The sequence below is a fragment of the Paracoccus zeaxanthinifaciens ATCC 21588 genome (assembly GCF_000420145.1).
GTDB lineage: Bacteria > Pseudomonadota > Alphaproteobacteria > Rhodobacterales > Rhodobacteraceae > Paracoccus > Paracoccus zeaxanthinifaciens.
Genome location: NZ_ATUJ01000001.1, coordinates 209,625 through 232,574, shown reverse-complemented (window position 1 = coordinate 232,574; position 22,950 = coordinate 209,625). Strand labels below are relative to the sequence as shown.

Sequence of the window (22,950 nt, the reverse complement as noted above, 5' to 3'; positions counted from 1 at the left end):
CATGTTTCTTCGTTCCGCCGCGACCGCCTTCGCGCTGAGCCTTGCCGTCCCCGCCGTCGCGCAAGAGGCCGAGACCCTTCCCGATGTCGTGCTGGGCGACGCCGACGCGCCCGTTACCGTGATCGAATATGCCAGCTTCACCTGCGGGCATTGCGCCAATTTCCACGAGAACGTCTTTCCCGACCTGAAGGCCGAGTACATCGACACTGGCAAGGTCAAGTTCGTCCAGCGCGACATCTATTTTGACCAGCCGGGCCTGTGGGCCGGAGTGCTGGCGCGCTGCACCGGCGACGAGAAATTCTATCCCGTGGCGGACATGCTGTTCGACGAACAGTCGGAATGGCTGTCGGGCGGTTCGGGCGACGAGATCGCGGCCCAGCTGCGCCGCATCGGCCTGAAGGCCGGCATGACCGAGGAACAGATGACCGCCTGCTGGAACGACACCGCCAAGGTCGAACAGCTGATCGCCACCTTCCAGGCGAACGCGACCGCCGACGGTATCGACGCGACGCCCACCTTCGTCATCGAGGGCGAGAAGGTGGCCAACCAGCCGTGGGAGGACCTGAAGGAGGTCATCGACGCCAAGCTGGAAGCGGCCGAGTAAGCGGCACTTCGCGACCGTCGCCGTCCGGGGAACACGAAATGTTGAACTTCGTGCCCGGACGGCGCAACCTGTCCCCCAAGCGGCGTGCCGCGTTCAGCAAGGGACAGGTTCAATGATTCAGGAATTCAAGACATTCATCCAGCGCGGCAACGTGATCGATCTTGCCGTCGGCATTATCATCGGCGCGGCCTTCACCGCGATCGTCAACTCGCTCGTGGCCGACCTGATCAACCCGATCATCGGCCTGGCCACCGGCGGCGTCGATTTCACGGACAAGTATTTCGTCCTGTCGGGCGACGTGCCCGAAGGTGTCAGCCTGGAGGTTGCGCGCGAATCCGGGGCGGCGATCTTCGCCTATGGGTCGTTCGTGATGGCGGTGATCAACTTCCTCATCATCGCGTGGGTCGTCTTCATGCTGGTCAAGGCCGTCAACCACATGAAGCCCAAGGAAGAAGCCAAGGAAGAGGCCCCCGCCGGCCCCAGCCAGGAAGAGCTTCTGGCCCAGATCCGCGATCTGCTGGCCGATCGCAGCCCGACCGTCTGACGATACGGCCCCGGCATCGCGCCGGGGCCCTTGCCGTCACAGGCCCAGCAGGCCCTCGGGGGTGACGGCGTCCAGGCTCAGCGCCTCGCCCACCGGGGGCGAGGTCAGCTGCCCTTCATGCACCGACAGCCCCGCGCGCAGATGCGCATCCTCGGTCACGGCCCTGCGCCAGCCCTTGTCCGCCAGTGCCAGCAGATGCGGCATGGTCGCGTTCGACAGCGCCTGGGTCGAACTGCGCGCGACCGCGCCCGGCATGTTCGCCACGCAGTAATGCACGATGCCGTCCACCTCGTAGATCGGGTCCTGATGCGTCGTGGCCTTCGAGGTCTCGAAGCAGCCGCCCTGGTCGATGGCGACATCCACGAGGACCGACCCCTGCGGCATGGTGGATAGCTGTTCGCGGCTGACCAGCTTGGGGGCCGCCGCGCCCGGGATCAGCACCGCGCCGATCACCATGTCCGCGCTGCGGATCAGCTCTGCCGTCGCGGCGGCACTGGCGAATTGCGTCGTCAGGCGCCCCATGAACACGTCGTCCAGATAGGACAGCCGCGGGATGGAGCGGTCCAGCACGGTCACGTTCGCGCCCATGCCGACCGCGACCCGCGCGGCCGCCGTTCCCACGACCCCGCCGCCGATCACCACGACATTCGCCGGACGCACGCCCGGCACGCCGCCCATCAGCACGCCGCGCCCGCCATTGGCCTTCTGCAGCGCCCATGATCCGACCTGCGGCGCAAGGCGGCCCGCCACCTCGGACATGGGGGCCAGAAGGGGCAGGCCGCCCCGCGCATCCGTCACGGTCTCGTAGGCGATGGCGGTGACGCCCGACGCCAGCAGGTCGCGCGTCTGGTCGGGATCGGGCGCAAGGTGCAGATAGGTGAACAGCACCTGCCCCTTGCGCAGCATCTTGCGTTCGGCGGCCTGCGGTTCCTTGACCTTGATCACCAGTTCCGCCCAGTCGAACAGGCTGGCGGCATCCGGGGCGATCCGTGCGCCTGCGGCGGCATAGTCGTCGTCCTCATATCCCGCGCCCAGGCCCGCGCCGGTCTCGACCATGACCTCGTGGCCGCGTCCGATGGCCTCGATCGCGGCGGCGGGCGTCAGGCCCACGCGGAATTCCTGCGGCTTGATCTCTTTTGGGCATCCGATCTTCATCGCGCTCCTCCCAGAATGCTTGATGGTTCGATGATGCCAGCCGAACGCGCGAAAGTGCTGCGAAGATGCAGGCCGGGCTTGGGCGGGCGGTGCAGAAAGCGCTGGCGCGGGCGCGTGTTTTCGAAGAATCTGCGGCCATGCAGGACCTTGACGCAATAGACCGCCGTATCCTCGGGCTTCTTCAGAAAGAGGGCCGAATCAGCAATGCCGAGCTGGCGCTGCGGGTGCACCTGTCGCCCTCGGCCTGTCACCGCCGCGTGCAGCGGCTGGAGGAAGCGGGCGTCATCTCGGGCTATGTCGCGCTGCTCGACGCGCGGGCGCTGCGCCGCCAGACCACCGTCTTCGTCGAGATCACGCTGTCGGGCCAGGCCGACGAGGTTCTGGACGCGTTCGAGCGTGGCGTGGCCCAGATCCCCGACGTGCTGGAATGTCACCTGATGGCGGGGACGGCGGATTACCTGCTGAAGATCGTGGTCGAGGATACCGACGATTTCGCGCGCATCCATCGCCAGCACCTGTCGCGCCTGCCGGGCGTGGCGCAGATGCATTCCAGCTTCGCATTGCGCACCGTGTTCCGCACCACCGCAATCCCCGTCTGATGCCACTGCTGGTCGCCGCGTGATGGCAATGTGATCGGCATCGACGGAACCACTGTGGCACTACCGGACGTTGTCGCCGCAATCTGATTGCGGAGAGAAGACATGCTGAACAATCCTCTCAAGACACTGATGACGGGCGTTGCGACCGCGACGCTGCTGGCCACCGGCGCGATCGCGCAGACGGCCGAGATCGACACCCCCGAGGGCCGCACGGTCATTGTCCCCGAGGCCGCGCTGGAGACCTCGCCCTCGGAAGGGTTCGTCGTCGAGAGTGACTATCCCATGCTGGAAAGCGTCGAGAACAACGAACTGATCGCCGAGACGCTGATCGCCCAGGGCTACAGCGACGTGGTGATCAGCCGCGAAGGCCCGATGCTGACGGTCACGGCACAGCGCGCGGGCGTTCCGATCGAGCTGGTCTACAGCACCGCGAACGGTCGCCTCGTCTCGGTCGACGGGGTCGAGACGCGGGCGGATGCGGATCCCAGCTCGGCCAATAACGACACGATGCAGCCGGGCCTGACCGAAGGCACGCCGGATGACGAAAGCGCCGACGATGCGATGACGGATGGTGCGACCGACGATTCGATGACGGGTGACGCGGACGCGACCCCCGACGCGGGCGACGTGGGCGACACGACCGAGGGCACCGACGCCACGGATGGCGGCGATGCGGGCGATACCGGCAGCGACACGGGCAGCCAGGACGGATCGGACGCCGATGCCGGTGGTGATGCCGGCGGCGAATCGGATGGCGGCTCGGACAGCGGTTCGGACGGTGGGTCCGATGGCGGTTCGGACGGCGGTTCGGATGGGGGCGACAGCAACAGCTGATCCGATCCCAGCAAAAGGAAAGGCCCCGCGACATGGCGTCGCGGGGCCTTTTTCAACGCGGGCTCGCGTCGTCTTACAGTGCGCCTTCGCGCTGTGCCTTTTTACGGGCCAGCTTGCGGGCACGACGGACGGCCTCGGCCTTTTCACGGGCTTTCTTGACCGACGGCTTCTCGAAATGCTGCCGAAGCTTCATTTCGCGGAAGACACCTTCGCGCTGAAGTTTCTTCTTCAGAGCACGGAGCGCCTGTTCGACGTTGTTGTCGCGAACATTGACCTGCATGTGGTTGTCACCACCTTCCTAGGTTAGAGTTGATAGAATTGCAGGAAGCGCCCCGATACCAGACGGGCGGCTTCTTGTCCAGACTGGCGGCAGACGAGGCGAATGATGACCCAGACCGACCGCGATGCGCTGCTGGATGCCGCGCTCATCCACGTCCCCTTCGAGGGGATGAACGACGCCGCCCTGCGTGCGGGTGCGCGCGACATTGGCATGGCTGCCGACCTGGTCGCGGTGCATTTCCCGCGTGGGGGCGCGGATCTTGCAGCGGCCTATCACCGGCGGGCGGATGCGGCGCTGCGCGACAGGCTGGCGACGGACCCGCCGCAGGGGCGTTTCCGCGACCGCGTGTCCGATTCGGTCTGGGCGCGGCTGGATCTGGTCGATCCCGAACTGGTCAGGGCAGGGGCCGCGACGCTGGCCATGCCGCAGAACGCGGGGCTGGCCGCGCGGCTGGTCTGGGAAACCGCCGATGCGATCTGGACGGGGCTCGGCGACAACTCGGACGACGTGAACTGGTATTCCAAGCGGGCAACGCTGTCGGCGGTGATCTCGGCCACGGTGCTGTTCTGGCTGGGCGACGAATCCGAGGGGCGGGCCGACACGCGCGAATTCCTGAACCGCCGGATCGAAGGCGTGATGCGCTTCGAGGGGGTGAAGGCGAAACTGTCGCGGCTGCCGGGCGTTTCCGCCGTGACGCGCGGTGCCTTCGGCTGGGTCCGTGCGCCGCGCAGCCATCCGCTGCCCGGCAAGACCCGCTGAGCGCCGCCAGAAGCCAAGGAGAGAAGATGTTCCCTGACAGCATGACCGCGGTCGAGATCGCGTCCCCCGGCGCGGCCGACCAGCTTCGCGTGACCACGCGTCCGGTGCCTGTTCCGACCCACGACCAGATCCTGATCCGCATCGACCATGCGGGCGTGAACCGTCCCGACGTGCTGCAGCGGGCCGGCGCCTACGACCCGCCCGCGGGCGCATCCGACCTGCCGGGGCTGGAATGTTCCGGCGAGATCGTGGCCGTGGGGGCGGGCGTCACCCGCTGGCGCAAGGGCGAGAAGGTCTGCGCGCTGCTGCCCGGCGGCGGCTATGCCGAATATGCCGTCTGCCACGCCGATCACGCGCTGCGCATTCCCGAAGGACTGTCCATGGCCGAGGCCGCGGCCATCCCCGAAACCGCCTTCACCGTCTGGTCGAACGTCGTCCAGCGCGGCGGCCTGACCGGGGGCGAGCGGTTCCTGGTGCATGGCGGCACCTCGGGGATCGGCATGATGGCGATCCAGACGGCGCGCGCGCTTGGGGCGCGGGTCTTCGCCACGGCGGGCAGCGACGACAAGTGCCGCGCGATCGAGGCCCTGGGCGCGACGGCGATCAATTACCGCGAACAGGATTTCGTCAAGATCCTGCGCGAGGCGGGCGGCGCGGACCTGATCCTGGACATGGTCGGCGGCAGCTATATCCCGCGCAACATCAAGGCGTTGGCGCAGGACGGGCGGCTGGTGATGATCGCCTTCCTCGAAGGTCCGAAGGTCGATCTGAACTTTGCGCAGATCATGGTGAACCGCCTTACCGTCACCGGCTCGACGCTGCGCCCGCAATCCGATGTCGCCAAGGCCGAGATCGCGGACCAGCTGCGCAAGCAGCTGTGGCCCATGATCGCGGCGGGTTCGGTCGGCGTGACCATCGACAGCGAATTCGCCCTGGCCGACGCCGCCGAGGCCCATCGCCGGATGGAGACGAGCGAGCATATCGGCAAGATCGTCCTGAAGGTCGGGGCTTAACGCACGGCCTCCATCAGGATGCTGGCGCGGCTGCAGTCGCGCCGGACATCCGGGGCGCAGTCGCGGAACTGCAGATCCTTGGTCATGCAGATCTTCAGCTCGGTCAGGGCGCCGTCGCGGCAGGCCACGGTCAGCCCGTCGGGGCCGATCTCCGGATTGACCTCCAGGAACGCCTCTTCGACGACGGCGGGGGGCAGGGTGATGTCGCGGCCCAGATCGTCGAACACCTCGGGGATGGTCAGCGATTCGTAGGCCTGCCGTGTCGCGTCATAGTAATCGCGCGATGACAGCCCCGTGCAGCGCCCGTGCTTCTGCCACTGATACCAGGCAAGGCCGCCGGACCCCATCACGTCCGCCATCGCCTGGCTTTCGCGCCGGGACGGGTCGCGTTCGCGGGTGTTGCAATATTCCGGCCAGCCATCCTCGTATTGCGGCCATAGCCCGTGGACGCTGAAGTCGCGGCCCGTTCCGCCCCTGCATTCGGGGGCGTCGCGGTCGTCGCCGGTGGTCGAACACCATGTCGGCTGCCAGGACACCGCCAGCACGTAGTAATCGAAATCGCCGGCCACGTCTGCCGTGGCGGGAAGGGGCGCGGCAAGGGCCGCAAGCAGGGTCATCATCTTGCGCATGGGAACAGATTAGCCGCACCCGCGCGCCTGTCCATGCCCCATGCCGCGCGAATCCTCTTTTCCCCGGCCCCCGAAAACGCTATATCCCACCGCAATTCCCCCCCGAAAACGAGGAATGGCGCGAGCCGAAAGCCGTTTTTCCGGCCAAGCCCCCCATGTTCGGGACCAAGTTGCGAAGGAGACTGACATGAGCAAGCCGCTGATGGCCAAGGCCACCGCCGTCTGGCTGGTGGACAACACCACGCTCAGCTTCAAGCAGATCGGCGATTTCTGCGGTCTGCACGAGCTGGAGGTTCAGGGCATCGCCGATGGCGACGTGGCCGCGGGCGTGAAGGGTTACGACCCCGTCGCCTCGAACCAGCTGGACGCCGAGGAGATCAAGCGCGCCGAGGGCAGCCCCACCTACAAGCTGCGCCTGAAGCACAACCCCGCCGCCGATGGCGAGGAAAAGCGCCGTGGCCCGCGTTACACCCCGCTGTCCAAGCGCCAGGACCGTCCGAACGCGATCCTGTGGCTGGTCAAGTTCCACCCGGAACTGGCCGATGCGCAGATCGCCAAGCTGGTCGGCACCACCAAGCCCACGATCAACTCGATCCGCGAGCGCACGCACTGGAACATCCAGAACATGCAGCCGATCGACCCGGTCGCGCTTGGCCTGTGCCGCCAGACCGAACTGGACGCGGCCGTGCAGAAGGCCGCCAAGAAGGGCGGCGCGGAAGGCGGCGTGATGTCGGATGACGAACGTCGCAAGCTGGTCAGCACCGAGACCTCGCTGTCGATGACGGACGAGCCGCGCCTGCCCAGCTCGATCGCTGGCCTCGAGAACTTCTCGCTCAGCCGCGACGAGGACGAGAAGCCCGAACCCGAAATCGACGCGGACAGCTTCTTCAATCTGCCCGACAGCTCGGATGATGACGAGGACGAGGATCGCTGATCCCGTCCCCGATTGCGAAGAAACGAAAAGGCCGGCGGTGACGCCGGCCTTTCCCGTTTGTGTGGTGGCAGATGCCGATCAAGTGCGTCCGCGAACGGCCCGCGCGATGAAGATCAGGATGCACGCGCCCACGAAGCCCGCCAGCAGGTAGCCCAGGCTGAAGCTGGCCCCCGCGGCATAGAGGCCCAGAACCGAGCCGAAGATGAAGTTGAACAGGACCGCGCCGATGATGCCCAGAAGGATGTTCATCAACAGGCCCATGTCGGACTTCATGAATTTCTCGGCAAGCCATCCTGCGATGCCGCCCACGATGATTGCTGCAAGCCAGCCCATATCAGCCTCCTAGTGTGATGTCGCGGGCTGGAAGCGCCCGCGACCGCTGCAGGGTGAACGTGGGTCGCGGGCAGGGGTTCCGCAGCTGTCGATCAGACCGACAGGCAGATGTATTTCATCTCCAGATAGTCATCCAGGCCGTGATGGCTGCCCTCGCGGCCCAGGCCCGACTGCTTGACGCCGCCGAAGGGTGCGACCTCGGTCGAGATGATCCCCGTGTTCACGCCGACGATGCCGTATTCCAGCGCCTCCTGAACGCGGGTGATGCGGCCGACATCGCGGGCATAGAAATAGGATGCCAGCCCGAAGATCGTGGCGTTCGCGGCCTCGACGGCCTCGTCCTCGGTCTCGAAGCGGAACAGGGGGGCCAGCGGGCCGAAGGTCTCTTCGGTGGCGACCTTCATGTCCGAGGTGACGCCCGTGACGACCGTCGGTTCGAAGAACAGCCCGTCCTTGGCCTTGCCGCCGGTCAGGACCTGCCCGCCATTCTCGGTCACGTCGCGGATATGTTCCTGCACCTTGCCGACCGCGTCCTCGTTGATCAGCGGGCCGGTGGTGGTTCCGTCCTCCAGCCCGTCGCCGACCTTCAGCTTGGACACGGCTGCCGCCAGCTTCTCGGCGAAGGCGTCATAGACCCCCGATTGCACATAGATGCGGTTCGCGCAGACGCAGGTCTGGCCGTTGTTGCGGAACTTCGAGGCCATCGCGCCCTCGACCGCGGCATCCAGGTCGGCGTCGTCGAAGACGATGAAGGGCGCGTTGCCGCCCAGCTCCATGCTGCATTTCATCACTTGGTCGGCGGCCTGGCGCAGCAGGATGCGCCCCACCTCGGTCGAGCCGGTGAAGGTCAGCTTGCGGACCTTGTGGTTCTCGCAGAATTCCTTGCCGATATCGCTGCTGCGGGTCGAGGGGATGACCGACAGGATGCCCTTGGGCAGGCCCGCGCGTTCGCCCAGGACCGCCATCGCCAGCGCCGACAGGGGCGTTTCGGCAGCCGGGCGCGCGACGAAGCCGCAGCCCACGGCCAGCGCGGGACCGGCCTTGCGTGCGATCATCGCGTTCGGGAAGTTCCACGGCGTGATCGAGCCCACGACCCCGATCGGCTGGCGGATCACGCTGATGCGCTTGTCGGGCTGGTGGCCGGGGATCGTCTCGCCATAAACACGCTTGGCCTCCTCGCCGAACCACTCGATGAAGCTGGCGCCATAGGCGATCTCGCCCTTGGCCTCGGCCAGCGGCTTGCCCTGCTCGGCGGTCAGGATGGTGCCCAGGTCGTCCTGGGCCTCGATCATCAGGTCGTACCACTTGCGCATGACCTGCGCGCGTTCCTTGGCGGTGCGGGCGGCCCAGCCCTTCATCGCGGCCTCGGCGGCGTCGATGGCGCGGGCGCATTCGGCGCGCGACACGTCCGCCACATGCGCGATCACGTCGCCCCGCGCGGGGTTCGTGACCTCGAAGGTCGCGCCGTCATCGGCATCGACCCATTCGCCCGCCACGAAGGCGCGTGTCTCCAGCAGCGAGGGGTCGCGCAGCAGGGATTTCAGATCGGTGGATTGCTTGGTCATGGTCGCTCCTTCGGGGACGTGGCGTCACCTGAGCACGGCGCCGGTCGCTTGTCAAAACGGGGATCGGGTTCCGTGCCCAAGGGAAAATCTTAAGTGATGGACCCGTGTGGAACGCGGAGGTCGGGCGGAATGTTTCCTGCCCATTCCGGCCCCGCGATGGGCCGCTTGGACAAGGATGAACGCGATGATGACGAAGATCATGACGACCAGTGCCGCAGCCCTGCTGGGCCTGTCGGGTGCCGCATTCGCGCAGGCGACCACCGCGACCGCCGCCACCGATCTGAACGTGCGCCAGGGCCCCGGCGTGCAGCACGAGGTGATCGGCTCGATCCCCGCGGGCGACGAGGTGAACGTCGTCGGCTGCATCGACAGCGCCAACTGGTGCGAGGTCAATTCCGACACGATCGACGGCTGGGCCTATGGCGACTACCTGAACGTCACTGCGGGCGACGAGATCGTCAGCCTCTATCCGAACCGGCAGGATATCGGCGTGACGGTGATCGAGGCCCCGGCCCAGCCTGACAACAGCGGCCAGAACACCGCCGTCGGCGGCGTCGGCGGCGCAGCGATGGGCGCGCTGATCGGCGGTCCGGTCGGTGCGGTGGCAGGTGCCGCGATCGGTGGCGGCGCGGGTGCCGCGGCCAGCGTGGAGCCCGAGGCCGAGGTCACGACCTATGTCACCTCGAACAGCGTCGATCCGGTCTATCTGGAAGGCGAGGTCGTCCTTGGTGCGGGCGTCCCCGAGACGGTGAACATCTACGACATCCCCGAGGCACCGGAATATCGCTATGCCCAGATTAACGGGCAGACGGTTCTTGTGGATCCAAACGACCGCCAGATCGTTTACATCTATCGCTAAGCTGTCCCTCTTGGCGATCTCTGATGGGGCGGTGCGTCATGTGCGCACCGCCTTTTCCTTATGCGAAGCGGGTTTGCCATGCAGGTTGCAGGTCGCCTGGCAGGGCGGTCGCGGCATGGACCCCCCGTGCGATGGCGCGCGCAAGCACGCAGGCCGCGGCATGGGACAGCGCATAGGCATCGGCCAGCGGATCGCCCATAGGCACGCGCCCGGTCGAGGCCGCGAAGACCAGGTCCCCGTCCAGCGGCGTATGGCTGGGAACCAGCGCGCGGGCCATGCCGTCATGCGCGGCCGTGGCCATCCGGGTCAGGCCCGCCTTGTCCAGCGCCATGTCGGTCGCGACGATGGCGATTGTCGTGGCCTCGCCCATGCGCTTCGCCGGGGGCGGTTCATGTGCTGCGGGAAAGTCGCGGGGCAGGCCCATGCCGCCGAATTCGCCGTCCAGTTCCCACGGCCCGGCCCAGAACTGCCGCCCGTCGCCAACCGTCGCGGACCCGAGCGCGTTGACCGCCACCAGCGCGCCCACAGTCGCGCCGTTTTCCAGGACCGCGCTGGCTGATCCCATGCCCCCGCGCAGGTTGCCCGTCATCGCGCCATATCCCGCACCCGCCGTCCCCAGGTCGAAGCGCGTATCCGCCGCGCGCCATGCCGCCGCCCCAAGCGCGGGATAGGGGTTGGCGTCCCAGTCCTTGTCGCCCCCGTTGATCAGGTCGAACAGGATCGCCCCCGGCACGATGGGGACGCGGGCAGGGCCGATGGCAAAGCCGCGCCCCGCCGCGCGCGCGGCCTCCATCACGCCGTCGCAGGCCGCCAGCCCGAAGGCCGAGCCACCCGACAGGACCAGCGCATCGACGGCGGGGACCAGCTTGTCGGGGGCCAGAAGCTCGGTCTCTCTCGATCCGGGGGCACCACCCATGACGTGGACGGCGGCCGCGAAGGGCGCATCGGCGGTCAGCACGCTGACGCCCGATTTCAGCGCGGGATCATGCGCCTGCCCGACCTTCAGGCCCGCGACGTCGGTGATCAGGTTCAGGGGGCCAGGTCTCATCTGCGTTCCTTCGTGAATGCGATCTGCCTGACCCGCACATGGCGCAGCGATTCGACCATCAGCGCGGTCATCAGCCCGAAGCTGAGCAGCCCGTTCGCCGCCGCCAGCCCGCCCAGGATGCGCCATTCGCGCGGCATCAGCACGTCACCGTAGCCAAGGGTCGTGAAGCTCACCAGCGTGAAGTACATCGCCTCCTCGAAGCCCGCGAAGATGCCCAGAAGATGGAACGCCACTGCCCACAGCCAGACCGACATGGTCACCATCGCAAGCACTGCAAGGCTGGACGCGCCGACGATCAGGATCAGCTTGGGCCGATGGGGCGCGCGCAGCAGCCAACCCTCGTAGCGGGCATAGGCCCATTCCAGAAGCCACATCCACAGGCCCGCGATGGCGATGCTGCCCAGCATCAGCATCGAGCCCAACGCGATCTGTCCCGTCATGACCGCCCTCCCGATCCGCAACAGCGCGGCGCATCTTTACAGGACCCGCGCGCGCACCTATCTGACATCGTCATGGCCAAGGAACCGGAAAACAAGAACTACAAGGTGATCGCCGAGAACCGGCGCGCACGCTTCGACTATTTCATCGAGAGCGATCTCGAGGTGGGCATCGTGCTGACCGGCTCCGAGGTGAAGTCCCTCCGCACGGGGCAGTCGAACATCGCCGAAAGCTATGCCAGCATCGAGGATGGCGAATTGTGGCTGATCAACGGCTATATCGCCACGCTGCTGAATGCGGGCGTCTTCGGGCATGACGAACGCCGCAGGCGCAAGCTGCTGGTCAATCGCCGCGAACTGGCCCGCCTGTGGCAGGCCGTCGGCCGCGAGGGGATGACCCTCGTGCCGCTGGTCATGTATTTCAACCACAAGGGCCTGGTGAAGCTGAAGATCGGCGTCGCCAAGGGCAAGAAGGTCGCCGACAAGCGCGAAACCAGCGCCAAGCGCGACTGGAACCGCCAGAAACAGCGCCTGCTCAAGCAGGGCTGACGCGGCTGCGCCATTGCGCCCCCGCGCCGCGGTCTGTAAGTCAGGACTGCATCAGCGAAGGGGGGCACATGCAGGACGACCCGAGGACGCTTGTCTCGACCGATTGGCTGGCCGCCCATCTGGGCGACCCCGACCTTCGCATCATCGATGCCAGCTGGCACTTGCCCGCATCCGGGCGCGACGCGCGTGCCGAATATGACGGCGCCCATATCCCCGGCGCGCGGTTCTTCGACATCGACGCGATCAGCGACCGCCGCAGCGCGCTGCCCCACATGGCCCCCCCGCCCGAGATGTTCATCAGCCGCATGCGCGCGATGGGCGTGGGCGACGGGCACCAGGTGGTCGTCTACGACAATTCCGACGTGCACAGCGCCGCCCGCGTCTGGTGGACCTTCCGCCTGATGGGCAAGAAGGACGTGGCCGTCCTGGATGGCGGTCTGCCCAAATGGCTGGCCGAGGGGCGCCCGACCGAGGACATGCCCCCCGTCATGCGCGACCGCCACATCACGGTGCAGCGGCAGGCCGGGCTGGTGCGCGACGTCACGCAGGTCGCATCGGCCTCGAAGCTGCGCGACCACGAGATCATCGACGCCCGCGCCCCCGGGCGTTTCCGCGGCGAGGCGGACGAGCCGCGCCCCGGCATGCGCAGCGGCCATATTCCCGGATCGCGGAACCTGCCCTTCGCGCGGCTGTTGAACGACGACGGAACCATGAAGGACGAGGGCGCCCTGCGCGCCGCCTTCGAGGATGCGGGCGTGGACCTGTCCAAGCCCGCGATCACCACCTGCGGCAGCGGCGTGACCGCCGCGATCCTGTCGCTGGCGCTGGAGCGGATCGGCCATCGCAACCATTCGCTCTATGACGGCAGCTGGTCCGAATGGGGCAGCTTCGCCGACCTGAACATCGCAACCGGAGACGCCTGAGATGCTGTCCAACCTCAAACCGCAAGCCGCCGACAAGATCCTGATGCTGATCGAGGAATACAAGGCCGACACCCGACAGGGCAAGGTCGACTTGGGCGTCGGCGTCTACAAGGACCCGCAGGGCGTCACCCCGGTCATGCGCGCCGTCAAGGCCGCCGAGAGCCGCATCTGGGAAACCCAGACCACCAAGACCTATACCGGTCTGGCGGGCGAACCCGAATACCGCGCCGCCATGGCCCGCCTTGTCCTGGACGAGGTTCCGACCGACCGCCTGGCATCGGTTGCCACCGTCGGCGGCACGGGTGCCGTGCGCCAGGCGCTGGAGCTGGCCCGCATGGCGAACCCGGACCTGACGGTGCATGTCTCGGACCCGACCTGGCCGAACCACCTGTCGATCATGAAGTTCATGGGCCTGCCCTTCGTCGAATACCGCTATTTCGACAATGACAGCCGCGGCGTCGATTTCGACGCGATGAAGGAAGACATCGCGCGCGCCAAGAAGGGCGACGTGGTGCTGCTGCACGGCTGCTGCCACAACCCGACCGGCGCGAACCTGACCATGGACCAGTGGGCCGAGGTCGTGGCGATCCTGGAAAAGACCGGGGCCATCCCGCTGATCGACCTTGCCTACCAGGGCTTCGGCGACGGTCTGGACGCCGATGCGCAGGCCACGCGCCTTGTCGCCAAAAGCCTGCCCGAGGTGCTGATCGCGGCATCCTGCAGCAAGAATTTCGGCATCTATCGCGAGCGCACCGGCATCCTGATGGCGCTGGCCGAGAACGGCGCGGCGCGCGACCTGGCGCAGGGCTCGATGGCCTATCTGAACCGCCAGACCTACAGCTTCCCGCCCGATCACGGCGCACGCATCGTCTCGACCATCCTCGACGACCAGGCGCTGCGGGCCGACTGGCAGGCCGAACTGGAAGAGGTGCGCAACACCATGCTGGGCCTGCGCGACCAGCTGGCATCCGAACTGCGCGACCTGTCGGGCAGCGACCGCTTCGACTTCATCGCGCGCCATCGCGGGATGTTCTCGCGGCTGGGCGCCACGCAGGAACAGGTCGAGACGATGAAGCGCGAGGCCGGCATCTACATGGTGGGCGATTCGCGCCTGAACATCGCGGGCCTGAACAGCGACACCGTTCCGGTCCTGGCGCGCGCGATCATCGACGCCGGCGTCTGAACGCCTGGGACGCGAATGTCGAAAGGGGGGTGCCGCGGCGCCCCCCTTTTTTCATGGCTCAGCGCGTGGCCAGCCGCTGTTCGATATAGTCGCGCAGCTCCTCGACCTCGGAGCGGCTGTCCCGCAGGCCCTCCATCGCGGCGCGCAGCTCGGCCTCGGCCCCGGCGACGCGGGATGCCAGCACGGCCTCGCGTTCCTCCAGCAGGGCGATGGCCGCGTCGCGCTCTTCCTCGGCCTCGTGCAGGGACTGGGCCATGCGGTCCAGGTCGGACATGTCGGCCTGCGCGGGGCGGGTGAAGCGATGGACCAGCCAGCTGCAGAGCCAGCCCAGAAGAAAGGCCCCGAACAGGATGATGGCGGTTACGGCGATGAATTCGGATCGGTTCATTCGGCAGGGGTCTCGTCGGTCGGTTCCGCATCCGCCCGGTCCGAGACGCTTGCAGGACGCGCGCCGGGGCGCGGCGTGTCCTCGTCCGGGGTCAGCACCGGCACCCTAATGTTTTCCTCGCGTTCGTCCAGCGTCTCGAACTCTTCGCTGACGCCGACGGTCATCGGGACCATGCCCGCCGCCTCGGAGGCGTGGGGCAGCTGGGGACCCTGCATCTGCGGGGGCATCATGCCGTGGCGGGGCAGGTCGGGGCCGAAGACGGGCGGCAGCTGCGGCCCCTGCATCGCGGCATCGTCGGCAGGCGCATCGTCGGGTTCGTCGGGCGCCGAGGTCACGCCCGAGATGGTGACGGGCGGTTCCAGCGCGTCGGTCTGCACGGGGCGCGGGGTCAGCAGGCGGAACTCGATCCGGCGGTTCGCCTCGCGGCCGGCCTCGGTCTCGTTCGTGTCGATGGGCTGGCTTTCGCCATAGCCGCGAGAGGTCATGTTGGCGGTGTTGATCCCGGCATCCGACATGGCCTGCACGATGGCCTGCGCGCGGCCCCGCGACAGTTCGGCGTTGAAGCCCTCGGATCCCTGGCTGTCGGTATGCCCGCCCGCCTCGATCTGGAAATCGGCGCAATCGGCCATCACGTCCGACAGCAGGGCCAGCGTGGGGGCGGGATCGCCGGCGATGGTGGACTTGCTCGGCTCGAAGCCGATCTCGCTCTCGCTCATGATGCGGTTCAGCTGGGCCACGCATTCCTCGCCGTCGGGCAGGCCCAGTGCCGGGTCCAGCCTGCGGTCATAGCGGATCGCCAGCTGATAGCGCGCACCCGCGCCCAGCCTGCGCGACAGGATGGCGGCGGCGCGGTCGGTCGCGCTCGGGTCGCCGGACATGCCGGTCAGCGCGACCATGTCGGGGGTGACGCGGGTGCTGCCCGATTCCAGCGCGTCCATCGCCTCGAGCGCGGCGATCACGCGGACGGTCCAGCCGCCCGGCACGGTCTCGTCGTCGCGAAGGCCGCTTTCGGCGATGTCGAAGCGGCTGGCGGCAAAGCTGGAGACGGCCTGCCGCATCTGTTCGTCGGCCATGCGGCCACGCATCGACAGCGTGCCCTGGTCGGTCAGGGTCGCCAGGAACTCGATCGGGGCGGCGGCGCGCGGCTCGGCCTGCTCCAGCGTCGCATCCAGCGAGAAGACGGCGGGCAGGCGCTGTTCCAGCCGCGCGACCGCCTGCTCGAACAGGGCGGGGTCCACGCCTGCGGGCGCGACCAGCGCGACATCGGCATCCGACAGCGTGACATCGCCCTGACCCAAGGCTGCGACCGTCTCGATCGCGGCGGCGGCGGCCTCGCCCCATTCCGGGGTGGGCGCACCCAGCCCCAGGGTGCAGTTCGCAGGCCCCGCAAGACCCGCCTTGCGCGCGGCATCGGTGATCAGCGTGCGCGCATCCTCGGTCTCGGCTGCGCAGGCGTCGAAGCGCGGGCCGGTGCCATCCATGACATAGCGCAGCGTGAAGGGCGCGATGACCGGGCGCGGGGCCGAGATGGTGGCGTCCAGCGTCACGCCCTGCGGACGCGCGCGCTGCAGCGCGGTCTCCATCCGGCCCTTGTCCTGCCGGCTGTCGGCCAGCGCCGCGACCGCGACCTTGCCCGGCGCGATCGAGATCTTGGCCTGGGGCGCAAGGCGCGCGGCCTCGATCCCGAAGCGCAGCGCGGCGTCCCAGCCGTCGGGCACCGGATAGTCCGCGCTCTCCAGAAGGTCGGTGACCGGCAGGCCGCCCGTCTCCAGCCCCGCCAGCAGCGAGGCGCGGTCCAGCGCGGCGGGCACCAGCCCGATCAGCGACAGGCCCTGGTCGTTGCGCAGCAGCTCGATCTCGAATTCGGGGGGGCTGAGCGCGTCGATGGCGGCGACGGTCATGTCGTCGATGACGCGGCTGGCATCCACCGCGGTCGAGGCGTCGGTCATCGCGCGGAAGCGGTCCACCTCGGTCGGGGCGGTGCCGGTCAGGCGCACCTGCAGCCCGTCGGTGGTGACGTCGGCCCAGTCGTGGCCGGACAGCTGCAGCGCGCGGGTCACGTCCTGGGCCGAGCGTTTCTCGATGAAGCTGGAAGCGGCCTCGGCCCCCGCCCATGCAAGCCCCCCGGCCGCCCCCAGCAGCAGGACGGTGGCCATAGAGGTCGATATGCGGGATCGCTTGCGCGCCATTGCTCAGCCTTGACTTGTTTCCAGCGTCGAACCGATAGCCACGCGAACCCCGTCACGCAATCATGCGAGGCCCGCCACGGCAAGAAACAGCGCAAGGATCAGCCCCGCATCGCGGTTGGACCGGAACAGGCGCAGGCAGGTATCGCCCTGATCCGGCTGGAATTTGCGAAGCTGCCAGCCTAGGTGCAGGCCGAAACCCGCGACGCCCGCCCAGGCAATCAACAGATTGCGACCGGGCAGCGCGGTGGCCAGCATCAGCACCAGGACCGCGCCCAGGGCGAATCCCGCAAGGATGCGCGGGCTTTTGTCGCCGAACAGCCGCGCGGTGGATTTCACCCCGATCAGGGCGTCGTCCTCGGCGTCCTGGTGGGCATAGATGGTGTCGTAGAAGATCGTCCAGGCGATGGCCCCCAGCCATGCCACGACAGGGGCCGCATCGACACGGCCCGCATGCGCGGCATAGGCCAGCATGACGCCCCAGTTGAAGGCCAGCCCCAGGAAGATCTGCGGCCACCAGGTGAAGCGTTTCGCGAAGGGATAGATCGCGACCAGCGCCAGCGAGGCGACGCCCATCCAGATCGCGGCCTGCCCCAGGGTCAGCAGGATCGCCAGCCCGATCAGCCCCTGCGCGATCAGCCAGCCATAGGCGCCCCGCAGCGTGACCTGTCCGCTTGGCAGCGGGCGCGAGCGGGTGCGTGCGACCTGCGCGTCGATCCGGCGGTCGGTGATGTCGTTCCAGGTGCAGCCCGCGCCCCGCATGACGAAGGCGCCGATGGTGCAGGCCAGCGCGATCCACGCATCGAACCAGCGCGGCCCGTCTGCCATCATCGCCAGCCCGATCCCCCACCAGCAGGGCAGCAGCAGCAGCCATGTCCCGATGGGCCGGTCCGCGCGGCTGAGCCGCAGCCAGGGGCGCGACCATGGCGGGGCGATCTCATCGACCCAGTTTCCCTTCGGCGCGTCGACGACCGCGTCTGGTCTTTCCGTGCTGCTTTGCATAGCGTTGCCCATCATGGCGAAGATACGATTGTTCATAGATCACCCCCTTGCCGCGGGACAACCCGTCCCGCTGGATCAGGGCCAGGCACATTACCTGTCGGGCGTCATGCGCCAGCGCGAAGGGGCCGAGGTCGCCGTCTTCAACGGGCGCGACGGCGAATGGACCGCGCGCATCGACCGGCTGGCCAAGCGCGAGGGCACGCTGATGCCCGTCGCGCAATCGGCCCCGCAGCAGGACCCGCCCGACCTGTGGCTGATCTTCGCGCCGATCAAGAAGGCCCGCACCGACTTCATCGTCGAAAAGGCCGCCGAGATGGGCGCCGCCCGCATCATGCCGGTCCAGACCGATCACACCAATTCCGAACGCATCCGGCAGGACCGCCTTCAGGCCCATGCCGTCGAGGCCGCCGAGCAATGCGGCGGCACCTTCGTCCCCGAGGTGACCGACCTTCAGCCCCTGCAGCGCATGCTGTCGGACTGGGATCCGGCGCGGCGCATCCTCTGGGCCGACGAATCGCGCGTGGGGGTGGCCGAAACGCTGGCGGGCCTGCCGGCGGGCCCCTGGGCCATCCTGATCGGCCCCGAGGGGGGATTCTCGGGGAACGAGCGTCGTCAGCTGGCAAATCTTGATCACGTCGTTCCGATCAGCCTGGGACCGCGCATCCTGCGCGCCGATACGGCAGCGGTGGCCGCGATGGCCCTGTGGCAGGCGGCGCTTGGGGATTGGGGCGGGGGCTGATCGGTCGATTCGCCGGTCCTTCATGACAAAATGATGGCCGATCCGTCATTTTCGCCTGCAAAAACTGCATAGCGGGGTTGAGGCTTTGACGCCTACTGTTTTCGGACTGCCCGAAATATATCCCCGGCATCCGCAACATTGCCCCAGGAAGGGGCAGTCTGAAAACAGGTGATACAGATGGCGACGATCGAAACGAACCGCAGCATGACCGCTGGCGTGGCCGGCTGGGGCGTGGGCAATGTCGTCGCGTCGATTGTCTCGGCCTTTGTCGGCTGGCGCGAAACCCGCCAGACCCGCAAGGAGCTGAGCCGCCTGTCCGACCGCGAGCTGGACGATATCGGCCTGTCCCGCGGCGACATCGAGCGCATTGCACGCGGCCACTGAGCCCATCGACCCGACGGATGAACGAAACCCCCGGCAGGATTGCGCGGGGGTTTTTTCATGTCCGGCGAGGCGGTGAGGGCCTTCAGCGGCCCATCACCAGCGTGGACCATTCCACCAGGTCGTCGCGGCGGATCAGGGCAAAGCCCGCGGCCTCGTAGGCGGCGACGACTTCGTCGGCCTGCGTGGTCAGGATGCCCGACATGACGATGCGCCCGCCTTCGGCCACATGTTTCGCCATGTCGCCCGACAGGTCGATCAGCGGCTGCTTCAGGATGTTGGCAAGCACCAGGTCATAGGGCGCGGCCTCGTGCAGGGTCGGGTGATCGAAGCCCGCGGCCTCGAGGCAGACGACACGACCGTCCAGCCCGTTCGCGATCACGTTCGCGGCAGCGGTGTCCACGGCGACCGGGTCGATGTCGCTGGCAAGCACCGTCACCGGCCAGACGCGCGCGGCGCCCATGGCCAGAACGGCGGTGCCGCAGCCGATATCGGCGATGCGATGCGGCGCGAACCCGTCATTCGCCAGCCGGTCCACGGCCTCGAGGCAGCCCTTGGTGGTGTTGTGGTGACCGGTGCCGAAGGCCATCGCGGCCTCGATGCACAGGGCCTCGACGCCTTCGGGGACGTTCTCGGCGTCGTGGCTGCCATGGACATAGAAGCGCCCCGCGCTGACCGGCGTCAGTTCGCGGCGCACATGGGCCACCCAGTCCACCTCGGGCAGTTCCGACACGACGAAGGGGTTGGCCCCATGCGCCGCCGCCAGCAGCGCCAGCGAGATCTCGTCCGGGGTCTCGGTGAAATAGGCGCCGACCTCCCACCGGTCGGACCCGTCCTCGATCTCGAAGACGCCGGTGCCGACGGGTTCGGGGGTCAGGTCCTCGCAGGCCTCGGCCAGCGCCTCGGCGGCCTCGCGGCCCTTGGTGTGGGTCAGTGCGGTATAGGTGGGCATCAGATCGCGTCCGGGTTGGGAAGGCTTGCCTCTACTCCGGTGCCCTTGAGCCCGCAATAACCTTCGGGGTTCTTGTGCAGATACTGCTGATGGGCCTCGTGGGCGGGCCAGAAGGGGCCGGCATCGACGATCTGCGTGGTGATGGCACCGAAGCCCTGCACGGCAAGGCGGTTGTCGAAATCGACCTTCGCGGCCTCGGCGGCGGCGCGCTGATGATCGCTGAAGGTCATGATCAGGCTGCGATACTGGGGCCCTACGTCGTTGCCCTGCCGGTCGCCCTGCGTCGGGTCGTGGTTTTCCCAGAACAGCTGCAGCAGGTGGTCATAGCTGATCAGCGCCGGGTCGAAGACGATGCGCACGACCTCGGCATGGCCGGTATCGCCGCGCTTGACCTGGTCGTAGGTCGGGTTCTGGACGGTCCCCCCGGCAAAGCCGACCTCGGTCAGCCAGATGCCCTCCTGCTTCCAGAACAGCCGCTCGACCCCCCAGTAGCAGCCCATGCCGAAGATCGCCTGTTCGTGGCCGGCGGGCGGGTTGGCGCCAAGGGGGCGGTGGAATATCGCGTGTTCGGTCATGGATCTGCCTGTTCGTGCTGTTTTCGGTCCGGAACGCATGGGGCGGGGTCGCGGTTCAGCCGCGCGGATGGGCGGCACGATAGACCGCCATCAGCCGGGCGTCATCCACCCCGGTATAGACCTGCGTGGTCGACAGGCTGGAATGGCCCAGCAATTCCTGGATGGTGCGCAGATCGCCGCCTTCGGCCAGCAGATGCGTGGCGAAGCTGTGGCGCATCGCGTGGGGCGTGGCGCTGGCGGGCAGCCCGAGCGAGGCGCGCGCATCCCGCATCACCTTGGACACCGCCGCATGGGACAGCGCGCCACCGCGCACGGCGCGGAACAGCGGCAGGTCGGGCGCGACCTGCCACGGGCAGAGCCGCACGTATTCCGCGACGGCCTGCTGCGTCACCGGAAGGATCGGCACGCGGCGTTCCTTGTTGCCCTTGCCGCGGATCGTCAGCGCATCGGCCATGGGCCAGTCGCGCCCGGTCATGGCCAACACCTCGCCCACGCGCAGGCCGGACCCCCACATCAGCGTCAGCACGGCAGTGTCGCGCGCGGCGATCCAGTCCACCTCGTGCAGCGATGCGCGGTCCAGCGTGGCCTGCGCCTGTTCGGGCGTCAGCGGGCGGGGCAGGGATCGCGCGTATTTCGGGCTGCGGGCCGACAGCGCGGGCGACAGGTCCATCTCCTCGCGGTCCGAGATCCAGCGCAGGAAGCTGCGCACCGCCGACTGCCTGCGCGCCAGCGACCGCGCCCCCAGGCCCCGCGCCCGTTCCGAGGCCGCGAAGGCGCGCATGTCCGATTGCGTCAGGCGTTCCAGCGCGCGGGGGGCCGGCGCCTCGCCCCAGTGGCTGCCGATGAATTGCAGGAAGGTCAGCAGGTCGCCGCGATAGGCGGTGATCGTATAATCCGAGCGGTCGCGGGTCGAGGCCTCGGTTTCCAGCCAGCGTTTCAGCGCGTCGCTGGTCGCGGGCGACAGCGCGAGGGGCTGGCCGGTCATGCCCGCAGCCGGTCCAGCAGGACCAGCCGGAAGACCTGCGCGAAGAACCGCAGCAGGTCGGTGCCGTGGGCGGGCTGGAACCGCGAGGGGTCGGCGCTGCCCATCAGGATCAGCGCGGGCGGGCGACCCTGGCCCAGGTCCAGCGGGATCAGCGCCTCGGAGGCGACGCGGCGGCCATGGGCGGGTTCGGTGACGATCGCGGCGCGGCGCAGCTGGATATCCTCGCCCCGAGGGGCGCGTCGGCCCGCGGCCAGTGCCAGCTCGACCGCGCCTTCGGGCAGGACGATCACGTCCTCGGGCAGGCGTGGCAGGCCGGGGCCGTGTTCGACCAGCAGGCGCAGCGTCTCGATGCGCAGAAGGGGGGCGATGTGAGATTGCAGCGCGCCGACAAGATCGGCCAGGTCGGTGCATTCCAGAAGACCCAGCACGGCGCGATGCACGACCGCAGTGCCCGACTGGTTGTCATAGGCGGCGGCGATGACGGTCTCGTGCGCGGATTCCAGGCGGTCCAGCCGGGATTCCAGCGCCTCCATGGCGCGGCCTCGGATGTCGATGACGTTGTCGCCCAGATCGGCCTCTCGGGCGTCGACCAGGGCGCGCATCAGGTCTCGGTCGGACAGGATGGCCTCGGGGCTGGCGATCAGCTTCGCCTTCGTTTCCGGATCCAGCCCTGCCTCCATCGCGGCCCCCTTGCGCCTGTGTCGCCCGGCCCCGTCATGCGGGGCGCGGGCCGTGTTCGCGAAGGCTCAGACGATCTTCTGACCGGTCTGCGCCCAGTCGGCATTGAACTGCGCCAGACCCTTGTCGGTCAAGACGTGGTTGGCCATCGCCTTGATGACGGCGGGGGGCGCGGTGATCACGTCCGCGCCGATCTTGGCGGCATCGGTGATGTGGCTGACGCTGCGGATCGAGGCCGCGAGGATCTCGGTCTCGAAGCCGTAATTGTCATAGATCTCGCGGATGTCGGCGATCAGGTCCATGCCGTCCAGGTTGATGTCGTCCAGGCGGCCGATGAACGGGCTGATGAAGGTCGCGCCCGCCTTGGCGGCCAGCAGCGCCTGCGCCGCGCTGAAGCACAGCGTGACGTTGACCATGTGGCCTTCGTCCGACAGGACGCGGCAGGCCTTCAGGCCGTCCCAGGTCAGCGGGACCTTGACGGTGATGTTCTCGGCGATCTTGGCCAGGTGACGGCCTTCGCGGATCATGTCCTCGGCCTTCTCGGCGACGACTTCGGCGCTGACGGGGCCGTCGACCAGATCGCAGATCTCCTTGGTGACTTCCGCGATGTCGCGGCCCGATTTCAGGATCAGCGACGGGTTCGTGGTGACGCCGTCCACCATGCCCAGATCGTTGAGTTCCTTGATGGCGGCGACATCGGCGGTATCGACGAAGAATTTCATGACCTGCTCCCTCAGATGCGGTTCGGCATGGTGATAGCGCAGAAGCATCCCGCCCGAAAGGGTCGGGATGGTCTTGTCAGCCGACCCCTTGCGG

Annotated in this window: 28 protein-coding genes; 13 read left to right on the top strand and 15 right to left on the bottom strand. The window is 67.9% G+C overall.

The features are described from left to right. Position 1: 1 nt before the first annotated feature. A complete protein-coding gene (locus F804_RS0101205; protein ID WP_040595451.1) occupies positions 2 to 604 on the top strand; it encodes a DsbA family protein in 603 nt (200 codons plus the stop codon). A gap of 112 nt (positions 605 to 716) precedes the next feature. Further along, positions 717 to 1,148, top strand: coding sequence for a large conductance mechanosensitive channel protein MscL (gene mscL / locus F804_RS0101200; RefSeq protein WP_022705918.1), 432 nt, complete (start codon positions 717 to 719; stop codon positions 1,146 to 1,148). 36 nt (positions 1,149 to 1,184) lie between these two features. Here the strand turns inward: mscL and ald are convergent, their stop codons facing one another. Further along, positions 1,185 to 2,303, bottom strand: a complete 1,119-nt coding sequence (gene ald, locus F804_RS0101195) for an alanine dehydrogenase (RefSeq protein ID WP_022705917.1) — start codon at positions 2,301 to 2,303, stop codon at positions 1,185 to 1,187. Between the two features lie 137 nt (positions 2,304 to 2,440). On the opposite strand from ald, the gene F804_RS0101190 reads away from it, so the two are divergent. Together F804_RS0101190 and F804_RS16810 are read left to right on the top strand one after the other, a co-directional pair. After that, positions 2,441 to 2,902 carry an Lrp/AsnC family transcriptional regulator gene (locus tag F804_RS0101190; protein ID WP_028725467.1) on the top strand — a complete coding sequence of 154 codons (462 nt, stop codon included), beginning with the start codon at positions 2,441 to 2,443 and terminating at the stop codon, positions 2,900 to 2,902. 102 nt (positions 2,903 to 3,004) lie between these two features. Then, on the top strand, positions 3,005 to 3,736 hold the full coding sequence (locus F804_RS16810; protein ID WP_022705915.1) for a hypothetical protein: 732 nt from the start codon (positions 3,005 to 3,007) through the stop codon (positions 3,734 to 3,736). A 73-nt stretch (positions 3,737 to 3,809) separates the two neighbouring features. Here the strand turns inward: F804_RS16810 and rpsU are convergent, their stop codons facing one another. Further along, complete coding sequence (gene rpsU / locus F804_RS0101180; RefSeq protein WP_022705914.1) at positions 3,810 to 4,016, bottom strand: 30S ribosomal protein S21; 207 nt, start codon at positions 4,014 to 4,016, stop codon at positions 3,810 to 3,812. Between the two features lie 105 nt (positions 4,017 to 4,121). Here rpsU and F804_RS0101175 point away from each other — a divergent pair, with 105 nt between their 5' ends. After that, entirely contained in the window at positions 4,122 to 4,775 is a 654-nt protein-coding gene (locus tag F804_RS0101175) for a COQ9 family protein (RefSeq protein WP_028725466.1), read from the top strand. A gap of 26 nt (positions 4,776 to 4,801) precedes the next feature. Then, positions 4,802 to 5,788 (top strand): NAD(P)H-quinone oxidoreductase, encoded by a 987-nt coding sequence (locus tag F804_RS0101170; RefSeq protein ID WP_022705912.1) that lies wholly within the window; start codon positions 4,802 to 4,804, stop codon positions 5,786 to 5,788. On the opposite strand, the gene F804_RS0101165 is transcribed toward F804_RS0101170, so the two are convergent. After that, the gene (locus tag F804_RS0101165; RefSeq protein WP_245540287.1) at positions 5,785 to 6,405 is read right to left on the bottom strand and encodes a ribonuclease T2 family protein; all 621 of its coding nucleotides are present in this window, start codon (positions 6,403 to 6,405) and stop codon (positions 5,785 to 5,787) included. The genes F804_RS0101170 and F804_RS0101165 overlap by 4 nt on opposite strands. 199 nt (positions 6,406 to 6,604) lie before the next feature. Between F804_RS0101165 and F804_RS0101160 the strand changes: the two genes are divergently transcribed. Beyond that, entirely contained in the window at positions 6,605 to 7,351 is a 747-nt protein-coding gene (locus F804_RS0101160; RefSeq protein ID WP_022705910.1) for a DUF1013 domain-containing protein, read from the top strand. Positions 7,352 to 7,429: 78 nt separating this feature from the next. On the opposite strand, the gene F804_RS0101155 is transcribed toward F804_RS0101160, so the two are convergent. Beyond that, complete coding sequence (locus tag F804_RS0101155; protein ID WP_022705909.1) at positions 7,430 to 7,684, bottom strand: GlsB/YeaQ/YmgE family stress response membrane protein; 255 nt, start codon at positions 7,682 to 7,684, stop codon at positions 7,430 to 7,432. Between the two features lie 92 nt (positions 7,685 to 7,776). Then, a complete protein-coding gene (locus F804_RS0101150) occupies positions 7,777 to 9,249 on the bottom strand; it encodes an NAD-dependent succinate-semialdehyde dehydrogenase (RefSeq protein WP_022705908.1) in 1,473 nt (490 codons plus the stop codon). Positions 9,250 to 9,433: 184 nt separating this feature from the next. On the opposite strand from F804_RS0101150, the gene F804_RS0101145 reads away from it, so the two are divergent. After that, a complete protein-coding gene (locus F804_RS0101145; RefSeq protein ID WP_022705907.1) occupies positions 9,434 to 10,108 on the top strand; it encodes a DUF1236 domain-containing protein in 675 nt (224 codons plus the stop codon). 58 nt (positions 10,109 to 10,166) lie between these two features. Here F804_RS0101145 and F804_RS0101140 read toward each other — a convergent pair whose 3' ends face one another. Next, a complete protein-coding gene (locus F804_RS0101140) occupies positions 10,167 to 11,156 on the bottom strand; it encodes a P1 family peptidase (RefSeq protein WP_022705906.1) in 990 nt (329 codons plus the stop codon). After that, positions 11,153 to 11,596, bottom strand: a complete 444-nt coding sequence (locus F804_RS0101135; RefSeq protein ID WP_040595449.1) for an ion channel — start codon at positions 11,594 to 11,596, stop codon at positions 11,153 to 11,155. The genes F804_RS0101140 and F804_RS0101135 overlap by 4 nt, the downstream gene beginning before the upstream one ends. Positions 11,597 to 11,668: 72 nt before the next feature. On the opposite strand from F804_RS0101135, the gene smpB reads away from it, so the two are divergent. The 3 genes from smpB to F804_RS0101120 all read left to right on the top strand — a co-directional run bounded on the left by smpB (position 11,669) and on the right by F804_RS0101120 (position 14,248). After that, entirely contained in the window at positions 11,669 to 12,142 is a 474-nt protein-coding gene (smpB, locus tag F804_RS0101130) for an SsrA-binding protein SmpB (protein WP_022705904.1), read from the top strand. A gap of 68 nt (positions 12,143 to 12,210) precedes the next feature. Beyond that, positions 12,211 to 13,065, top strand: coding sequence for a 3-mercaptopyruvate sulfurtransferase (sseA, locus tag F804_RS0101125; protein WP_022705903.1), 855 nt, complete (start codon positions 12,211 to 12,213; stop codon positions 13,063 to 13,065). Between the two features lies 1 nt (position 13,066). Further along, a complete protein-coding gene (locus F804_RS0101120; RefSeq protein WP_022705902.1) occupies positions 13,067 to 14,248 on the top strand; it encodes an amino acid aminotransferase in 1,182 nt (393 codons plus the stop codon). Between the two features lie 58 nt (positions 14,249 to 14,306). Here F804_RS0101120 and F804_RS0101115 read toward each other — a convergent pair whose 3' ends face one another. Genes F804_RS0101115 through ubiA form a run of 3 tightly spaced genes read right to left on the bottom strand, consistent with a single transcriptional unit; the run spans position 14,307 to position 17,824 of the window. After that, positions 14,307 to 14,636: a hypothetical protein gene (locus F804_RS0101115; RefSeq protein WP_022705901.1), complete on the bottom strand. Its 330-nt coding sequence runs from the start codon at positions 14,634 to 14,636 to the stop codon at positions 14,307 to 14,309. Further along, complete coding sequence (locus tag F804_RS15250) at positions 14,633 to 16,825, bottom strand: OmpA family protein (protein WP_084686357.1); 2,193 nt, start codon at positions 16,823 to 16,825, stop codon at positions 14,633 to 14,635. The genes F804_RS0101115 and F804_RS15250 overlap by 4 nt, the downstream gene beginning before the upstream one ends. Before the next feature lie 60 nt (positions 16,826 to 16,885). Next, positions 16,886 to 17,824, bottom strand: a complete 939-nt coding sequence (gene ubiA, locus F804_RS0101105; RefSeq protein WP_022705899.1) for a 4-hydroxybenzoate octaprenyltransferase — start codon at positions 17,822 to 17,824, stop codon at positions 16,886 to 16,888. 13 nt (positions 17,825 to 17,837) lie between these two features. On the opposite strand from ubiA, the gene F804_RS0101100 reads away from it, so the two are divergent. Both F804_RS0101100 and F804_RS0101095 read left to right on the top strand, forming a co-directional pair. Then, on the top strand, positions 17,838 to 18,563 hold the full coding sequence (locus F804_RS0101100; protein ID WP_022705898.1) for a 16S rRNA (uracil(1498)-N(3))-methyltransferase: 726 nt from the start codon (positions 17,838 to 17,840) through the stop codon (positions 18,561 to 18,563). 177 nt (positions 18,564 to 18,740) lie between these two features. Then, positions 18,741 to 18,947, top strand: coding sequence for a DUF1127 domain-containing protein (locus tag F804_RS0101095; protein WP_022705897.1), 207 nt, complete (start codon positions 18,741 to 18,743; stop codon positions 18,945 to 18,947). Positions 18,948 to 19,029: 82 nt separating this feature from the next. Here the strand turns inward: F804_RS0101095 and F804_RS0101090 are convergent, their stop codons facing one another. The 5 genes from F804_RS0101090 to fsa form a co-directional block, all read right to left on the bottom strand. Further along, a complete protein-coding gene (locus tag F804_RS0101090; RefSeq protein WP_022705896.1) occupies positions 19,030 to 19,896 on the bottom strand; it encodes a 50S ribosomal protein L11 methyltransferase in 867 nt (288 codons plus the stop codon). Then, entirely contained in the window at positions 19,896 to 20,471 is a 576-nt protein-coding gene (msrA, locus tag F804_RS15245) for a peptide-methionine (S)-S-oxide reductase MsrA (protein ID WP_022705895.1), read from the bottom strand. The genes F804_RS0101090 and msrA overlap by 1 nt, the downstream gene beginning before the upstream one ends. 55 nt (positions 20,472 to 20,526) lie before the next feature. Further along, positions 20,527 to 21,456, bottom strand: a complete 930-nt coding sequence (locus F804_RS0101080) for a tyrosine recombinase XerC (RefSeq protein WP_022705894.1) — start codon at positions 21,454 to 21,456, stop codon at positions 20,527 to 20,529. Then, positions 21,453 to 22,136 (bottom strand): DUF484 family protein, encoded by a 684-nt coding sequence (locus F804_RS0101075; protein WP_022705893.1) that lies wholly within the window; start codon positions 22,134 to 22,136, stop codon positions 21,453 to 21,455. The genes F804_RS0101080 and F804_RS0101075 overlap by 4 nt, the downstream gene beginning before the upstream one ends. A 66-nt stretch (positions 22,137 to 22,202) precedes the next feature. Then, the gene (gene fsa / locus F804_RS0101070; RefSeq protein WP_028725463.1) at positions 22,203 to 22,856 is read right to left on the bottom strand and encodes a fructose-6-phosphate aldolase; all 654 of its coding nucleotides are present in this window, start codon (positions 22,854 to 22,856) and stop codon (positions 22,203 to 22,205) included. Between the last annotated feature and the right edge of the window lie 94 nt (positions 22,857 to 22,950).

Excerpts from the sequence above, each read along its gene's own strand:
- F804_RS0101080 (WP_022705894.1), bottom strand. The coding sequence starts at position 21,456 with ATGACCGGCCAGCCCCTCGCGCTGTCGCCCGCGACCAGCGACGCGCTG.
- F804_RS16810 (WP_022705915.1), top strand. The coding sequence starts at position 3,005 with ATGCTGAACAATCCTCTCAAGACACTGATGACGGGCGTTGCGACCGCG.
- F804_RS0101140 (WP_022705906.1), bottom strand. The coding sequence starts at position 11,156 with ATGAGACCTGGCCCCCTGAACCTGATCACCGACGTCGCGGGCCTGAAG.
- F804_RS0101155 (WP_022705909.1), bottom strand. The coding sequence starts at position 7,684 with ATGGGCTGGCTTGCAGCAATCATCGTGGGCGGCATCGCAGGATGGCTT.
- sseA (WP_022705903.1), top strand. The coding sequence starts at position 12,211 with ATGCAGGACGACCCGAGGACGCTTGTCTCGACCGATTGGCTGGCCGCC.
- F804_RS0101075 (WP_022705893.1), bottom strand. The coding sequence starts at position 22,136 with ATGGAGGCAGGGCTGGATCCGGAAACGAAGGCGAAGCTGATCGCCAGC.
- smpB (WP_022705904.1), top strand. The coding sequence starts at position 11,669 with ATGGCCAAGGAACCGGAAAACAAGAACTACAAGGTGATCGCCGAGAAC.
- rpsU (WP_022705914.1), bottom strand. The coding sequence starts at position 4,016 with ATGCAGGTCAATGTTCGCGACAACAACGTCGAACAGGCGCTCCGTGCT.
- F804_RS0101095 (WP_022705897.1), top strand. The coding sequence starts at position 18,741 with ATGGCGACGATCGAAACGAACCGCAGCATGACCGCTGGCGTGGCCGGC.
- F804_RS0101175 (WP_028725466.1), top strand. The coding sequence starts at position 4,122 with ATGACCCAGACCGACCGCGATGCGCTGCTGGATGCCGCGCTCATCCAC.
- F804_RS0101100 (WP_022705898.1), top strand. The coding sequence starts at position 17,838 with ATGGCGAAGATACGATTGTTCATAGATCACCCCCTTGCCGCGGGACAA.
- fsa (WP_028725463.1), bottom strand. The coding sequence starts at position 22,856 with ATGAAATTCTTCGTCGATACCGCCGATGTCGCCGCCATCAAGGAACTC.
- ald (WP_022705917.1), bottom strand. The coding sequence starts at position 2,303 with ATGAAGATCGGATGCCCAAAAGAGATCAAGCCGCAGGAATTCCGCGTG.
- ubiA (WP_022705899.1), bottom strand. The coding sequence starts at position 17,824 with ATGCAAAGCAGCACGGAAAGACCAGACGCGGTCGTCGACGCGCCGAAG.
- F804_RS0101090 (WP_022705896.1), bottom strand. The coding sequence starts at position 19,896 with ATGCCCACCTATACCGCACTGACCCACACCAAGGGCCGCGAGGCCGCC.
- F804_RS15250 (WP_084686357.1), bottom strand. The coding sequence starts at position 16,825 with ATGGCGCGCAAGCGATCCCGCATATCGACCTCTATGGCCACCGTCCTG.
- F804_RS0101160 (WP_022705910.1), top strand. The coding sequence starts at position 6,605 with ATGAGCAAGCCGCTGATGGCCAAGGCCACCGCCGTCTGGCTGGTGGAC.
- F804_RS0101150 (WP_022705908.1), bottom strand. The coding sequence starts at position 9,249 with ATGACCAAGCAATCCACCGATCTGAAATCCCTGCTGCGCGACCCCTCG.
- F804_RS0101205 (WP_040595451.1), top strand. The coding sequence starts at position 2 with ATGTTTCTTCGTTCCGCCGCGACCGCCTTCGCGCTGAGCCTTGCCGTC.
- F804_RS0101145 (WP_022705907.1), top strand. The coding sequence starts at position 9,434 with ATGATGACGAAGATCATGACGACCAGTGCCGCAGCCCTGCTGGGCCTG.
- mscL (WP_022705918.1), top strand. The coding sequence starts at position 717 with ATGATTCAGGAATTCAAGACATTCATCCAGCGCGGCAACGTGATCGAT.
- F804_RS0101170 (WP_022705912.1), top strand. The coding sequence starts at position 4,802 with ATGTTCCCTGACAGCATGACCGCGGTCGAGATCGCGTCCCCCGGCGCG.
- F804_RS0101135 (WP_040595449.1), bottom strand. The coding sequence starts at position 11,596 with ATGACGGGACAGATCGCGTTGGGCTCGATGCTGATGCTGGGCAGCATC.
- F804_RS0101190 (WP_028725467.1), top strand. The coding sequence starts at position 2,441 with ATGCAGGACCTTGACGCAATAGACCGCCGTATCCTCGGGCTTCTTCAG.
- msrA (WP_022705895.1), bottom strand. The coding sequence starts at position 20,471 with ATGACCGAACACGCGATATTCCACCGCCCCCTTGGCGCCAACCCGCCC.
- F804_RS0101115 (WP_022705901.1), bottom strand. The coding sequence starts at position 14,636 with ATGAACCGATCCGAATTCATCGCCGTAACCGCCATCATCCTGTTCGGG.
- F804_RS0101120 (WP_022705902.1), top strand. The coding sequence starts at position 13,067 with ATGCTGTCCAACCTCAAACCGCAAGCCGCCGACAAGATCCTGATGCTG.
- F804_RS0101165 (WP_245540287.1), bottom strand. The coding sequence starts at position 6,405 with ATGACCCTGCTTGCGGCCCTTGCCGCGCCCCTTCCCGCCACGGCAGAC.